General features: G+C 65.2%; 12 protein-coding genes. 10 read left to right on the top strand and 2 right to left on the bottom strand.

Translation table 11 applies throughout. From position 1 onward, the window contains the following. Positions 1-21 precede the first annotated feature (21 nt). Positions 22-1,896, top strand: a complete 1,875-nt coding sequence (locus M1E10_RS08850) for a DNA polymerase III subunit gamma/tau (protein WP_499175988.1) — start codon at positions 22-24, stop codon at positions 1,894-1,896. A 15-nt stretch (positions 1,897-1,911) separates the two neighbouring features. After that, positions 1,912-2,235, top strand: coding sequence for a YbaB/EbfC family nucleoid-associated protein (locus M1E10_RS08845; RefSeq protein ID WP_499175987.1), 324 nt, complete (start codon positions 1,912-1,914; stop codon positions 2,233-2,235). 7 nt (positions 2,236-2,242) lie between these two features. Here the strand turns inward: M1E10_RS08845 and M1E10_RS08840 are convergent, their stop codons facing one another. Further along, complete coding sequence (locus M1E10_RS08840; protein ID WP_499175985.1) at positions 2,243-2,860, bottom strand: MOSC domain-containing protein; 618 nt, start codon at positions 2,858-2,860, stop codon at positions 2,243-2,245. 55 nt (positions 2,861-2,915) lie between these two features. Here M1E10_RS08840 and recR point away from each other — a divergent pair, with 55 nt between their 5' ends. Together recR and M1E10_RS08830 are read left to right on the top strand one after the other, a co-directional pair. Beyond that, positions 2,916-3,521 carry a recombination mediator RecR gene (gene recR / locus M1E10_RS08835; RefSeq protein ID WP_499175984.1) on the top strand — a complete coding sequence of 202 codons (606 nt, stop codon included), beginning with the start codon at positions 2,916-2,918 and terminating at the stop codon, positions 3,519-3,521. 9 nt (positions 3,522-3,530) lie between these two features. After that, entirely contained in the window at positions 3,531-4,769 is a 1,239-nt protein-coding gene (locus M1E10_RS08830) for a lytic murein transglycosylase (RefSeq protein ID WP_499175983.1), read from the top strand. A 6-nt stretch (positions 4,770-4,775) separates the two neighbouring features. Here M1E10_RS08830 and M1E10_RS08825 read toward each other — a convergent pair whose 3' ends face one another. Next, complete coding sequence (locus M1E10_RS08825; RefSeq protein ID WP_499177127.1) at positions 4,776-6,350, bottom strand: MFS transporter; 1,575 nt, start codon at positions 6,348-6,350, stop codon at positions 4,776-4,778. Positions 6,351-6,639: 289 nt separating this feature from the next. Between M1E10_RS08825 and rimP the strand changes: the two genes are divergently transcribed. The 6 genes from rimP to exbB all read left to right on the top strand — a co-directional run bounded on the left by rimP (position 6,640) and on the right by exbB (position 14,722). Next, on the top strand, positions 6,640-7,230 hold the full coding sequence (rimP, locus tag M1E10_RS08820) for a ribosome maturation factor RimP (RefSeq protein ID WP_499175982.1): 591 nt from the start codon (positions 6,640-6,642) through the stop codon (positions 7,228-7,230). Positions 7,231-7,289: 59 nt separating this feature from the next. Beyond that, the gene (gene nusA, locus M1E10_RS08815; protein WP_499175981.1) at positions 7,290-8,897 is read left to right on the top strand and encodes a transcription termination/antitermination protein NusA; all 1,608 of its coding nucleotides are present in this window, start codon (positions 7,290-7,292) and stop codon (positions 8,895-8,897) included. Beyond that, positions 8,894-9,577, top strand: a complete 684-nt coding sequence (locus M1E10_RS08810) for a YlxR family protein (RefSeq protein WP_499175980.1) — start codon at positions 8,894-8,896, stop codon at positions 9,575-9,577. The genes nusA and M1E10_RS08810 overlap by 4 nt, the downstream gene beginning before the upstream one ends. 100 nt (positions 9,578-9,677) lie before the next feature. After that, entirely contained in the window at positions 9,678-12,503 is a 2,826-nt protein-coding gene (gene infB / locus M1E10_RS08805; protein WP_499175979.1) for a translation initiation factor IF-2, read from the top strand. An 84-nt stretch (positions 12,504-12,587) separates the two neighbouring features. Continuing rightward, positions 12,588-13,349 (top strand): Rossmann-fold NAD(P)-binding domain-containing protein, encoded by a 762-nt coding sequence (kduD, locus tag M1E10_RS08800; RefSeq protein ID WP_499175978.1) that lies wholly within the window; start codon positions 12,588-12,590, stop codon positions 13,347-13,349. A gap of 257 nt (positions 13,350-13,606) precedes the next feature. Then, positions 13,607-14,722 carry a tonB-system energizer ExbB gene (gene exbB, locus M1E10_RS08795; protein ID WP_499175977.1) on the top strand — a complete coding sequence of 372 codons (1,116 nt, stop codon included), beginning with the start codon at positions 13,607-13,609 and terminating at the stop codon, positions 14,720-14,722. The last annotated feature ends 3 nt before the right edge of the window (positions 14,723-14,725 follow it).

Below are 14,725 nucleotides of genomic sequence, written 5' to 3'. Positions count from 1 at the left end.
CCGCGCAGGCTGGCAGGACTCATGAACGACACCGGCCCCACCTCGACGGCATTTCCACCCCCAGGCAGCGGCTACCGCGTTCTGGCGCGGAAGTACCGCCCCAAGGACTTCTCCGACCTGATGGTCGGCCAGGAGCCGATGGTGCGCACGCTCACCAACGCCTTCGAGACCGGGCGCATCGCGCAGGCCTATATGCTGACGGGCGTTCGCGGCGTCGGCAAGACGACCACTGCCCGCATCCTGGCCCGCGCGCTCAATTACAAGACGGACGACATCGACCGGCCGACGATCGACCTGCGCATCCCGGGCGAACACTGCCAGGCGATCATGGACGGTCGCCATGTCGACGTCATCGAGATGGACGCCGCCTCGCACACGGGCATCGACGATATCCGCGAGATCATCGAGCAGGTGCGCTATCGCCCGGTTTCGGCGCGCTACAAGGTCTATATCATCGACGAAGTCCACATGCTCTCGACGCAGGCCTTCAACGGCTTGCTGAAGACGCTGGAAGAGCCGCCGGAGCATGTGAAGTTCATCTTCGCGACCACCGAGATCCGCAAGGTGCCGATCACCGTCCTGTCGCGCTGCCAGCGATTCGACCTGCGCCGCATCAGTGCCGCCGACCTCGTCCACCTGTTTTCGACCATTGCCAAGATGGAGGGCATTGCCGCGGAGCCGGAGGCCCTGTCGATGATCGCCCGTGCTGCGGAAGGGTCTGCGCGCGACGGCCTGTCGCTGCTCGACCAGGCGATCGCCCACGGCGGCGGCAGTGTCGAGGCGGAGACCGTGCGCAGCATGCTGGGCCTCGCCGACCGGGCGCGGATCGTCGATCTTTTCGAACATATCGTCCGGGGCGATGTCGCGGCGGCGCTCTCCGAATTCGCCATCCAGTACCAGGCAGGCGCCAACCCGGTGGTGGTGCTGAGCGATCTCGCCGACTTCACGCATCTCGTGACCCGCTTCAAATATATTCCGGAAGCCGCGCAGGACCCTTCGCTGAGCGAGGTCGAGCGTGTGCGCGGGGAAGAATTCGCCAATGCCGTGGCGGTCAGCACGCTGTCCAGGATCTGGCAGATGTTGCTCAAGGGCATTCCCGAAGCCGAGAATTCCTCACGCCCTGCCGGCGCCACCGAAATGGTGCTGATCCGGCTCAGCCATGCCGCGCATCTGCCGCCACCGGAGGATGCCGCCCGGCGGCTGAGCGACTTCAGCAATGGAGAGGCGCGCGGATCGGCTTCACCCCCCGCCAACGGCGGCGGCGCCCGGGCCCAGCTTGCCGCACCGCCTTCGCTGACGGCGCAGCCCATGGCCATGCCCTCGGCGCAACGCGGCAACGGCGGGCCGACGGCCATGCTGAAGACCGTTCCGACCCCGGAAGCGCATGTCATGCCGGTCGGCCGCACCGAGGCCCAGCCTGCCGACAAGCCGGCGCCGAAGGTGGCGGTCAACTCCATCCAGGACATCGTCGACCTCTGCGCCAAGAACCGCGACGCCAAGCTGAAGGCTCTGGTGCGCAACTTCGTGCGGCTGGTGAAGATCGATCCCGGCCGTCTCGAGATCCGCATGACCGAGGGCGGCCCCGGCACGCTGCCGGGCGAACTCGGCGTCAAGCTCAAGGAATGGACCGGCATCCACTGGATCGTCAGCCTGAGCAAGGAAGCGGGCGAACCGACGCTTGTCGAAGCCGACAATTCTGCTCGGGAGGCAAGGCTCACCGATGCGCGGGCCGATCCGGACGTGGCCGCCATCCTGGCGCAGTTCCCGGGCTCACGCATCACCGATGTGCGCATCCGTGTGACCGAAGACGAGATCGAAGAGGGTGACGTTGTGCCACCGGCTGCGGCCGAATCCGCCGAGGGGGACATCCTGCCCGGCGACGACATCGAATTGTAAGAGAAGGATATCCCGATGCGCGACATCATGGGCATGATGGGCAAGGTCAAGGAAATGCAGGCCAAGATGGAGAAGGTGCAGGCAGACATCGCCGCCCTCGAAGTCGAAGGCAAGTCCGGCGGCGGCCTCGTGACCGTGCGCCTGAACGGCAAGGGCGAAATGCTCGGCGTCAAGATTGATCCGTCGCTCTTCAAGGAAGAAGACGTGGAGATCCTCGAGGACCTCGTGGTTGCGGCCCATCAGGACGCCAAGGGCAAGGCGGAAACGGCCGCGGCCGAGATGACCAAGGACCTGACGGCCGGCCTGCCGATCCCGCCCGGCATGAAGCTGCCGTTCTAAAGGCGCCTCAGGCGGCCTCCACCAGGGTTCGCAAACGGCTGGCAATGGGTGCGGCCATGAAGCGGTCGCGCACGTCGGCCGGCATCTTTCGGCCAAAAGTCGCCAGAACTTCCGGCATCAGCACCCGTTCACCGTCATAGGGCTCCCAGCGAACGGCTTCGCCTGCGGCAAGCATGCCGCTCTGCAGGACGCGGCAGTAGATGCCGGGACGGCCGGCGGCGGCATAGCGCTTGACGAACATCGGGTCGCTCATCTTGGCGGCGAAAGTGGCGCAGGGTATCCGGGCGGAGCTTGCCTCCAGCACGACGCCGCCTTCAAAGTGGAAGCGGTCTCCCACCGAGACCTCCCGGTTGTCGAGACCTTCGACGACCAGGTTTTCGCCGAACAAGCCGGGCGGCAGATCGCGCCCGAGCTCCGCGGCCCACCAGTCCAATGTCAGCGAGCCCTCCAGCAGGACGGCCTGATCCGGCCCGCCGTGATGCTTGCGGTTGCAGACCGCATCGCCCACCAGCCCCTCCGCATCCACCACGATCGGCACATTGAGCGCCGTCTTGTTGATCCCGGTCTTGTAGCTCTTGCCGGGCAGAACCTCCGGACGTCCGAGACAAATGGCGGTGAGTTTCATCAATGCGGCCTTTCGGGCGATTCCGTTCCGGCAAGTTATCAGCTAAAAGCCCCGCATGGCAAAACGCGTGACCGGTCCCGAAATCGAGAAACTCATCCAGCTGCTGGCAAAAGTGCCGGGCCTTGGGCCCCGCTCCGCCCGCCGCGCCGCCCTTCACCTGATCAAGAAGAAGGAGCAGTTGCTCGGCCCTCTGGGGCTGGCGATGGGCGACGCCTACGACAAGGTCAAGGTCTGCTCGCGCTGCGGCAATGTCGATACGGTCGACCCCTGCACCGTCTGCACCGATACCCGGCGCGACCAGACGATGATCATCGTCGTCGAGGATGTCTCCGACCTCTGGGCGCTGGAGCGGGCCGGCGCGATGAACGCGGCCTACCATGTGCTCGGCGGCACGCTGTCGCCGCTCGACGGGATCGGCCCCGACGATCTCAACATCCGCGGACTGATCGACCGGGTGCAGGAGGGCGGCATCAAGGAGATCATCATCGCCGTAAATGCGACCGTCGAGGGGCAGACCACAGCCCACTATATAACCGACCAGCTGGCCGGTCTGGAGATCAAGATCACGCGGCTTGCGCACGGGGTCCCGGTGGGCGGCGAGCTCGACTATCTCGACGAGGGAACATTGACGGCTGCATTGCGCGCCCGAACCGTGATCTGAGGAGACCCCATGAGCAAGTTTATCCGGGCGTTCGCCGTCCTGCTCGCCCTGCTTCCGCTTCCGGCGACCGCTGCATCGCGAGCGGAGGTAGAAAACCAGTTCCAGCGATGGATCGCCGGCGATCTTGCGGCCGAGGCCAAGCGCAGCGGCATTTCCGACGGGACGCTGAGGGCCGCCCTGAACGGCGTGTCGCTCGACTGGGACCTGCCGGATCTGGTGCCGCCGGGAAGCACGCCGCCGCGGCAGCAGAACCAGAGCCAGGCGGAGTTCTCGTCACCCGGCGCCTATTTTGCCGAGAACCGACTGCAGGGGCTGGCCGCCACGGGGCGCAGCCTTGCGGCCCAGCATGCGGCGACGCTCCAGCGGATCGAGGCCACCTATGGCGTGCCGGGCGAGATCATCGTCGCCGTCTGGGGCCGCGAATCCGGCTTCGGACGCGCCAAGCTCCCGCATCCCGCGATCGAGGTGCTGGCAACGAAGGCCTTCATGTCGACGCGCCGGGACATGTTCCGCTCGGAACTGATCGCGGCCCTGCACATGATCGAGGGCGGCGACATCTCCGCGGCACGGATGATGGGATCCTGGGCCGGCGCTTTGGGCCAGCCGCAGTTCCTGCCCTCCAGCTACCTGAAATACGCCGTGGATTTCGATGGCGACGGCCGCCGCGACATTTGGAACTCGGTGCCCGATTCGCTGGCCTCCATCGCCAACTACCTGGCGCAGGAGGGCTGGCAGCGCGGACGCGACTGGGGCTTCGAGGTCACTATCCCCGCTGGCGTCTCCTGCGCACAGGAAGGGCCGGATCTGGCAAAGCCGATCTCCGCCTGGGCGGCGTCGGGCATCGGACGCATCTCCGGGCGCCCCTTCCCCGACGCCGAACAGAGAGCCGAGGGGATGATGCTGGTGCCCGCCGGGCGTCACGGCCCGGAATTCATCGTCACGCCGAACTTCTACGTCATCAAGCAGTACAACAACTCCGACCTCTACGCGCTCTTCATCGGCAACCTCGCCGATCGGATCGCCTATGGCAGCGGCGCCTTCCAGGCGACATGGGGCAATGTCGGCAAGATGCTGCGGTCGGATGTGCTCGCCATGCAGAAGGCGCTCGTCGCCCAGGGCTACGACGTCGGCACCGTGGACGGCTTGGCGGGCTACAAGACCCGGCGTTCGTTGGGCGACTGGCAGGCGAAGAACGGCCTGCCGCCGACCTGCTTTCCCGATGCTTCGCTCAAAGCCCGGCTGAGATAGCGAGCGTCAGTGCGGATCGATATGCGGCTGGTGGAAGACGTCGTCGCGCGTTGCCGGAATTGCCTGCCGCTCGATCATGCGGTGGACGCGTACCTTGTCGCCGCGGTGTAGAGCCAGGATCCGGTCGGTCGTCTCCGCATCCGCCTGGGTGCGGCGCTGGTTGTGACGGACGTATTCCACCCAGGTCGGCACGTGGTAGGTCTCCGTCCAGATCTCGGGGATCTCCAGGTCGCGCATCAGCGCCCAGTTGCGGGCGCCGTCGCGCAGGCGGATGCGCCGCCGTTCGGCCATCAGCGACAGGAATTCCATCAGGTCCTCGTCGTGGATCTCGTAGTCGATCTGGATCACGATCGGGCCGCTGCGAGGCTGGATCTCCAGCCCGAGCGCCGGCTCGACGAAGCGGTTCAGCGGGTCGAGGTTCAACGACTGGAAGTCCGGCATCGGCAGGCGCAGGCCGACGGCAGCACCACCGAGCATCAGGAGGCTGGAGGCGACCAGCGCCGAAGACGGGCTGATGGCTTCGGCCCAGGAACCCCAGAGCCAGCTGCCGGCGGCGATGCCCCCAAAAGCCGCCGTCTGGTAAAGCGACAGGGCCCGTCCGACCACCCAGCGCGGCGTTGAGAGCTGCACCACGGTGTTGAGAAGCGAGAGCGTCACCACCCAGCAGACGCCGGCCAGAACCAGGGCGAGGAAGGTGACGACCGTGCTCGTGCTGGTTCCGATGACCGCAGCGCTCAGCGCAAAGCCGGCGAAACTGGTGCGGACGATCTGCTCGCTCTTCAGCCATTCGCGGATGCGGGCGTTCAGGAAGGCCCCGACGATGCCGCCGACGCCGAAAGCGCCGAACATGATGCCGTAGGTGAGCGGGCCGCCCTCAAGAATGTCGCGGGCGACGATCGGCAGGAGTGCAAGGACCGAGCCCGCAGACACGCCAAAGAGGAAGGCCCGCAGGATGACCTTCCCGAGGTTCGGTGACATCGAGACATAGCGGAGCCCGGCGAAGACCGCTCCGGCCAGCCGTTCCCGCGGCAGCGGGTTCTTCGGAAAGTTCGGCTCCCAGCGCAGCAGCACGTAGATCAGCGAAAAATAGCTGAGCGCGTTGATGGCGAAGGCCGCGGCCGCGCCGGCCGCCGCCACGATGACACCGCCGAGCGCCGGGCCGACACTGCGGGTGATGTTGAATCCGGCGCTGTTGAGAGAGACGGCCGCCGGAAGATCGATCCGCGGGACGATGTCTCCCACAGACGCCTGCCAGGAGGGATTGTGGAGCGCCGTTCCGGTGCCGATCACGAAGGTGAAGCTGAGCAGCAGCCAGGGCGTCAGCCAGCCGGACCAGGCAAAGAAGGCCAGCAGGATCGACGCCGTCAGCATCAGGAACTGGGCGGTCAGCATCACCCTGCGGCGATCGAAGCTGTCGGCCAGCGCCCCGGAGACGACGGAGAACAGCATGATCGGCAGCGCCGTGGAGGCCTGCACCAGCGCCACCAGATTTTCCGAACTCGTCAACGCCGTCATCATCCAGGCCGCCCCGACAGCCTGGATCAGTCCGCCGAGATTGGAGGCAAGACTCGCCAACCACATGTTGCGATAGTTGTGGTGGCGCAAGGGGGCAAAGGGCGATGAGGGGGCTATCACGCGTATTCCAACTTGGCTGCGTCAGTTCGCTCATGAGTATAGAGCGGCTCTGCCCGGAAGCCAGTCCGAAGGGGCATCCTTACCAAAGACTTGCAAACTCCAGCCACAGCGCGTATATGCAAATCATATTCTTGATCGTTTGATGAAGGGTGGGGCCTGACCGGGACCCGCTCTTTTTTGTTAGGCGATCGACAAACCACAGGCTCACCTGGAGCCGGAATGTCGGAACCACTTCATGTCGCAGACCGAAAAAGAACCGCGCATCATTGTCGAGACCGGAGTAGAGCTCCGGATTGCCGAGATCATCGATCCGGTTCTCGTTTCCATGGACTATCGCCTGGTCCGCGTGCGGCTGCTGAACCAGAACGGCCTAACGCTGCAGGTGATGGCAGAGCGCGACGACGCGACCATGACCGTCGAGGACTGCGAAAAGGTGTCGACGGCGATTTCGCCTGTTCTCGACGTGGAAGATCCGGTAGATAAGGCATACCATCTCGAGGTATCGTCCCCGGGGATCGACCGCCCGATGGTGCGCAAGTCCGATTTCACCCGCTGGCATGGCCATATCGTGAAATGCGAGACCTCGATCATGGTCGACAATCGCAAGCGGTTCCGCGGCAAGATCGCCGAGACGAATGATGAGGGCTTTACGATCGAGCGCGATCAGGTGGCATACGGCGAAGCGCCGAGCGTCACCATCCCGTTCACGGCGCTCTCGGAAGCCAAGCTGATCCTGACGGACGATCTGATCCGGGACGCGCTGCGGGCCGACAAGCTCGCCAAGGCCCAGGCCGCCAACCAGAACGGCGAAGAAGACGACGAATAGCAATGGATTGATCGGCCCGCAGAGGCCGGAAACCTTTCGACTGACGGAGACGAACGACAATGGCAGTGAGTGCAAACCGGCTTGAGCTTCTGCAAATTGCGGATGCAGTGGCACGCGAAAAGGTCATCGACCGCGAGATCGTGCTGGCCGCGATGGCCGACGCCATCCAGAAGGCGGCGCGCTCCCGTTACGGTTCGGAAACGAACATCCGCGCCGACATCAACTCCAAGACCGGCGAGATTCGCCTGCAGCGCCTGCTCGAAGTGGTCGAACAGGTCGAGGACTACGGCACCCAGATCGCTCTGGAGCTTGCCCGCGACCGTAACGTCGACGCCAAGCTCGGCGACTTTATCGCCGATCCGCTGCCGCCCATGGATTTCGGCCGTATCGCGGCCCAGTCCGCCAAGCAGGTGATCGTCCAGAAGGTGCGTGAAGCCGAGCGCGACCGCCAGTTCGATGAGTTCAAGGACCGCGTCGGCGAGATCATCAACGGTACCGTCAAGCGCGTCGAATACGGCAACGTCATCGTCGACCTCGGCCGCGGCGAAGGCATCATCCGTCGCGACGAGATGATCCCGCGCGAAACCATGCGCTACGGCGACCGCGTGCGTGCCTATGTCTACGACGTGCGCCGCGAACAACGCGGCCCGCAGATCTTCCTGTCCCGAACCCATCCGCAGTTCATGGTGAAGCTCTTCACCATGGAAGTGCCTGAAATCTACGACGGCATCATCGAGATCCGCTCGGTTGCCCGCGACCCCGGTTCGCGTGCCAAGATCGCCGTCATCTCCAACGACTCGTCGATCGATCCCGTCGGCGCGTGCGTCGGTATGCGCGGTTCGCGCGTCCAGGCGGTCGTCGGCGAACTGCAGGGCGAGAAGATCGACATCATTCCATGGTCGAACGATCCGGCCTCGTTCATCGTCAACGCCCTGCAGCCGGCAGAAGTCGCCAAGGTCGTTCTGGACGAAGATGCCGAGCGCATCGAAGTCGTCGTTCCTGACGAACAGCTGTCGCTGGCCATCGGTCGTCGCGGCCAGAACGTGCGCCTCGCCTCGCAGCTCACCGGCTGGGATATCGACATCCTGACGGAAGCCGAAGAATCCGAGCGCCGCCAGAAGGAATTCAACGAGCGCACCAACCTGTTCATGGATGCACTCGACGTCGACGAGATGGTCGGCCAGGTACTGGCCTCGGAAGGCTTCGCAGCCGTCGAGGAACTGGCCTATGTCGAACTCGACGAAATCGCCTCGATCGAGGGCTTCGACGAGGATACGGCGCAGGAAATCCAGACCCGCGCCCGCGAGTTCCTGGAGAAGATCGAAGCCGAGATGGATGCCAAGCGCAGGGAACTGGGCGTTCTGGATGAGCTGCGCCAGATCGACGGTCTCACTGGCCAGATGCTGGTCGCGCTTGGTGAGGACGGCATCAAGTCGGTGGAAGACTTTGCCGGCTGCGCCGCAGACGACCTGGTCGGCTGGAGCGAGCGCAAGGACGGCGAGACGAAGAAGTTCGAGGGTCTGTTCTCCAAGTTCGACGTCTCGCGCACCGAGGCGGAAACCATGATCGTCCAGGCGCGTTTGATGGCCGGGTGGATCACCGAAGAAGACCTGGCCGCCGAACAGACTGAAGAAGTCGAGGAGGCGGAAGCCGTCGCCGAAGAATGATGCCCGAAGGTCTAACGCAGGAGCCGGACGATGATGGGGACTTCCCCGTGAACGACCGTACCTGCATCGTCACACGCGAAGCGGAGGCGCCGGAAGGCCTGATCCGCTTCGTCGCCGGCCCTGACGGGCAGGTGGTGCCGGACCTGAAGCGGCAGCTTCCCGGACGGGGATGCTGGGTCAAGGTCGACCGGGCGCTCGTTGATCGTGCCGTTCAGCGCAAGATATTTGCGCGCGCACTGAAGCGGGACGTGACGGCGGACCCGGATCTTGGCGCCCTCGTCGACCGGCTAATTGCGGCCGACCTCGTCGGCATGATGAACATGGCGCGCAAGGCTGGCCAGTTCATCAGTGGCGCGACGAAGGTGGATGCTGCAGTCCGCTCAGGCGCGGCGCTTGCGGTGTTCCATGCGGTGGATGCGGCAGCCGACGGTGTCCGCAAGATAGACCAGGCGAGAAAGGCCTGGAAGTTCGGCAGCAATGCCGAAGAAGACATACCGTCCTTTTCGTTCTTCACGAGCGCGGAAATGGACGACCTGATGGGCCAGAATGCGTTTATCCATGCCTGCGCGCTTGCAGGGCAGGCGGGTGACGGTGTAGTGAAGCGCGCAACAATGCTCGATAAGTACCGCGGTGCCGGTCAGTCTGGAGCAGTTGGCGGCGCCCGCCGGCCAAACCTATGACGCGGCCACCGGCACCAGCCGGCCGCCGTACCGAGAGACATGTATTGATAGACGAGGTCTGATGTCGCCATCCGTCCTCGTTCGAAGGAACAGGACCGGAATGACCGACAACAAAGACGACAAGACGCTTGGGGTTAAGAAGACCCTCACCCTGAAACCCTCAGGAGTGAGCCAGGGGACCGTGCGCCAGGACATGGGGCGTGGCCGCACCAAGGCGGTTGTGGTCGAAACCCGCAAGCGCCGCCCGATCCGCCCGGAAGACGACAAGCCTGTCTTCAACGCGCCAGCACCAGCGCCGGCCTCACCTGTGGCAGCACCGGCAGCCGCTCAGGCACCTGCGCCCGTCGCTGCTGCACCTCAGGCCGCTGCAGAGCCGGTAGTTCAGGCTCCACGTCCGCCGCAGCCGGCCCAGGCACCGGTCGCCCGTGCCCCGCAGCCTGCGCCGCAAGGCCAGCGCCCGGCACCGCAGGGTCAGCGTCCTGCGCCACAAGGCCAGCGTCCATCCTCTTATGGTCAGCAGCGTCCCGGCGCCCAGAGCCAGCGCCCCGCACCCTCGGCACCGCAGCCACGCCAGCCGGAGCGCCCACGTGGCACCGTCCTGCACGACCTCTCGGCCAGCGAAATGGATGCGCGTCGCCGCGCACTTGTGGAGGCGCAGGCGCGCGAAGTGATCGAAGCCAAGCAGCGCGTCGAGGACGAAGCGCGCCGCAAGGTCGAAGACGAGCGTCGCAAGGTCGAGGAAGCCGCTGAGGCTGCCCGCCGTGCGGCAGAACCGGCACCGGTCGAGCCGACTCCGGAAGAAGCGCCGGCACCCGTTGCCGCTCCGGCAGCGGACCGTCCCGGCGCCGCACGTCCGGCCGTCACCCGTACCCAGCCTGGTGCCCCGGCACAGCCGGTCCTCGGCCGTGGCCGCAAGGGCGGCGAAGAAGACGACGATCGTGGCCCGCCACGTGGTGCTCCGGTTCGTGGCCGCGTTGCCACACCGGCACCTGCCAAGGTTCCTGCTCGCCCGAAGACGGAAGACGAACGTCGTCGCGGCAAGCTGACGGTCACGACGGTCAGCGTCGACGAGGAAGGCGGCCCGGCACGCGGTCGCTCGCTCTCGGCTATGCGCCGCCGGCAGGAAAAGTTCCGCCGCAGCCAGATGCAGGAACCGCGTGAAAAGGTCATGCGCGAAGTCATCCTGCCTGAGACCATCACCATTCAGGAACTGTCGCAGCGCATGTCGGAACGCGCCGTCGAAGTGATCAAGTTCCTGATGAAGGAAGGCCAGATGATGAAGCCGGGCGACGTCATCGACGCCGATCTGGCGGAACTGATTGCCGTGGAATTCGGTCATACGGTCAGACGCGTTTCGGAATCCGACGTCGAGGAAGGCATTTTCAACGTCTCCGACGACGCCGGCGAAATGGTGTCGCGCCCGCCGGTCGTGACCATCATGGGCCACGTCGACCACGGCAAGACCTCGCTTCTCGACGCGATCCGCCATGCCAACGTGGTCTCCGGCGAAGCCGGTGGCATCACCCAGCACATCGGTGCCTATCAGGTCGAGCAGAACGGCCAGAAGATCACCTTCATCGACACCCCCGGCCACGCCGCCTTCACGGCCATGCGTGCCCGTGGTGCGCAGGCTACCGACATCGCCATCCTGGTGGTGGCAGCCGACGACAGCGTGATGCCCCAGACGATCGAGTCCATCAACCACGCCAAGGCGGCCGGTGTGCCGATCATCGTGGCGATCAACAAGATCGACAAGCCGACGGCCAACCCGGAAAAGGTTCGCCAGCAGCTGCTGCAGCACGAAGTCTTCGTGGAATCCATGGGTGGCGAAGTCCTCGACGTCGAGGTCTCCGCCAAGAACCGCACCAACCTGGACAAGCTGCTCGAGGCAATCCTGCTGCAGTCCGAAATCCTCGACCTGAAGGCCAATCCAAACCGGACGGCCGAAGGTATGGTGATCGAGGCCCAGCTCGACCGCGGTCGCGGTCCGGTGGCCACTGTCCTGGTCCAGAAGGGTACCCTGCGGCCGGGTCAGATCCTCGTTGCCGGCGACCAGTGGGGCCGTGTTCGTGCCCTCGTCGACGACAAGGGCGAGCAGCTCAAGGAAGCCGGTCCGGCAACACCGGTCGAGGTTCTCGGCCTTTCGGGCACACCCTCTGCCGGCGATCGCTTTGCGGTCGTCGATAGCGAAAGCCGTGCTCGCGAGATCTCCGAGTATCGCCAGCGCCTCACCCGTGACAAGGCGGCTGCCCGCCAGTCCGGCTCGCGCGGTTCGCTCGAACAGATGATGAGCCAGCTGCAGGCCTCCGGCCTTAAGGAGTTCCCGCTGCTCATCAAGGGCGACGTGCAGGGCTCGATCGAAGCCATCATCGGCGCGCTCGACAAGCTCGGCACCGACGAAGTCCGCGCCCGTATCGTGCACTCCGGTGCCGGCGGAATCACGGAATCGGATATCTCGCTCGCCGAGGCCTCCAACGCCGCGATCATCGGCTTCAACGTCCGCGCAAACGCACAGGCTCGCACCTTTGCCGAACGTTCGGGCATCGAGATCCGCTACTACAACATCATCTACGATCTGGTGGACGACGTGAAGGCGGCCATGTCCGGCCTGCTGTCGCCGGAGCGCCGCGAGACCTTCCTCGGCAATGCCGAGATCCTCGAGGTGTTCAACATCACCAAGACCGGCAAGGTTGCGGGTTGCCGCGTCATCGAAGGCAAGGTCGAACGTGGAGCCGGTGTCCGCCTGGTGCGCGACAACGTCGTCATCCACGAAGGCAAGCTCAAGACGCTCAAGCGCTTCAAGGACGAAGTCAACGAAGTGCCCATGGGACAGGAGTGCGGCATGGCCTTCGAGAACTACGAGGATATTCGCGCCGGCGACACCATCGAGTGCTTCCGCGTGGAACACATCACCCGGACGCTCTAAGCGACCGGAAACAGTATCAGGAGCCGCTGGAGAGAAATTTCCGGCGGCTTTTTCTTGTCACACACATCCTGGGAGGAGCGACACGTGACCATTTCATTCGATCTCGGCGGCAAGACCGCCATCGTGACCGGTGCCAACACCGGACTGGGACAGGCCATTGCGGTCGCCCTCGCCGGTGCCGGCGCCGATGTGGCCCTCGTCGGCCGCTCCTCCATGGCCGAGACGGAAGAGGCGATCGCATCCGCCGGCGGTGGCCGCACCCTCGCGATCAAGGCCGACCTTTCCACCATCGCCCCCGTCCAGGACGTGATCGACCAGGTGCTGGCCTGGTCGGGCCGCGCCGACGTTCTGGTCAATAATGCCGGCATCATCCGTCGCGCCGACGCCGTCGATTTCTCCGAAGCCGACTGGGATGCGGTGATGGACGTCAACCTGAAATCTGTGTTCTTTCTCTCGCAGGCCTTCGCCCGTCATCTCATCGCCGAAGAACGACCGGGCAAGATCATCAATATCGCCTCGCTCCTGTCCTTCCAGGGTGGCATCCGCATTCCTTCCTACACCGCGTCGAAGAGTGGCCTTGCGGGGCTGACGCGCCTGCTTGCCTGCGAATGGGCCGGCAAGGGCATCAACGTCAACGCCATCGCGCCCGGCTACTTCGAGACCAACAACACCGAAGCGTTGCGCAACGACGATGACCGCAATGCCGCCATCCTGGCGCGTATCCCGGCCGGTCACTGGGGCCGTCCGGAGGAAATCGGCGGCGCCGCCGTCTTCCTCGCCTCCCCGGCTTCCGACTATGTCCACGGCGTCGTCATGCCGGTGGATGGGGGCTGGCTCGCCCGCTGACCGGCAGGCGTCCCATCAATCCGTCACCAACGCATGTCGGCGGTCGGCCGATTGCGCCGGCCTCACCTTCCTGATGCTCCAGGCTGCGGTTGATGATGCAAATCTGATGCCGCGGCTCAGGATTTAATTGTTGCCAAGTGCAGTCATGTTTATTATCGAAGGCTCGTGATCGGGGCCGGGAGCAATCCGGCTGCGACAGTCGTCGGAGCTTTCCGCTTGATAGGTGGCAAAGCTCGCGCATCCGGAGAGCCGCAACCATGCCGACCGCCACCGCCCCCACCTTCTACCTGCGTTGCCGCTCCCTCTCTCTCGCCGCCCCTCTTGCCGCGGTGATGTTGAGTGCGCTGGCCACGGCGCCCGGGATGGCATTCGCCCAACAGCCAGCCCCAGCCGGGGTCCCTGCACCGCAAGCCCAGACCGGTGGCGCGCCCACAGCAGCACAGCCAGCCCAGCCTGCGCCGGCACCAGAGGTTCCCGGCGCAGTCGCCCCCATTGCCCCAGTTGTACAGCCGGACACATTGGAGGCGCCCGCAGAGCCGGTGGCGCCCACGATCACGCAGGCCGCGCCGGAGCAGCCGGTCCCGGACGAACCGGCCACAGAAGAGCCGACCATGCTGGAGCAGCTGCTGCCGTCCGGCCAGCGTACCGACATTCCACATGACCTGTCGCCCTGGGGCATGTTCATGGCCGCGGACTGGGTGGTCAAGGGGGTGATGATCGGTCTCGCCATCGCCTCGCTCATCACCTGGACGGTCTGGCTGGCGAAGACACTCGAGCTTGCCGGCGCCCGTGCCCGTGTCGGCCGCACGCTGAAGGTGATCCGCAATTCCGCAACACTCTCCGAGGCTGTCGGCGGCATCGGCCAGCGCAGCGGGCCGGCGGCGCTGATGCTGCGCTCTGCCGCCGACGAGGTGCGCCTCTCGGAAGCCGCTCTCGATCACGCCGACAACGGCGGCGTCAAGGAGCGGGTCTCCTCCGCCCTCGGCCGCATCGAGTCGGCTGCCGGCCGCCGCATGTCGCGCGGCACCGGGATGCTTGCCACCATCGGCTCGACGGCACCCTTCGTCGGCCTGTTCGGCACCGTCTGGGGTATCATGAATTCCTTCATCGGGATTTCGGAATCCCAGTCCACCAGCCTCGCCGTCGTGGCACCGGGGATCGCGGAAGCGTTGCTTGCCACTGCCATCGGCCTGGTAGCGGCCATTCCGGCTGTCGTCATCTACAACGTCTTTGCCCGCTCCATCACCGGCTATCGCCAGTTGCTGGCCGATGCCGCAGCCGGCGTCGAGCGGCTGGTCAGCCGAGATCTGGACTTTCGCAAGGTGCCCCCGGGCAGCCGCAAGGCACCCGTATCCCTCGTCGCGGGAGAATGATCC

This window comes from Rhizobium sp. PK7-22, from assembly GCF_056530405.1.
Note: the sequence above shows the minus strand (reverse complement) of the source record. Positions and strands in the feature narration are given on the sequence as shown.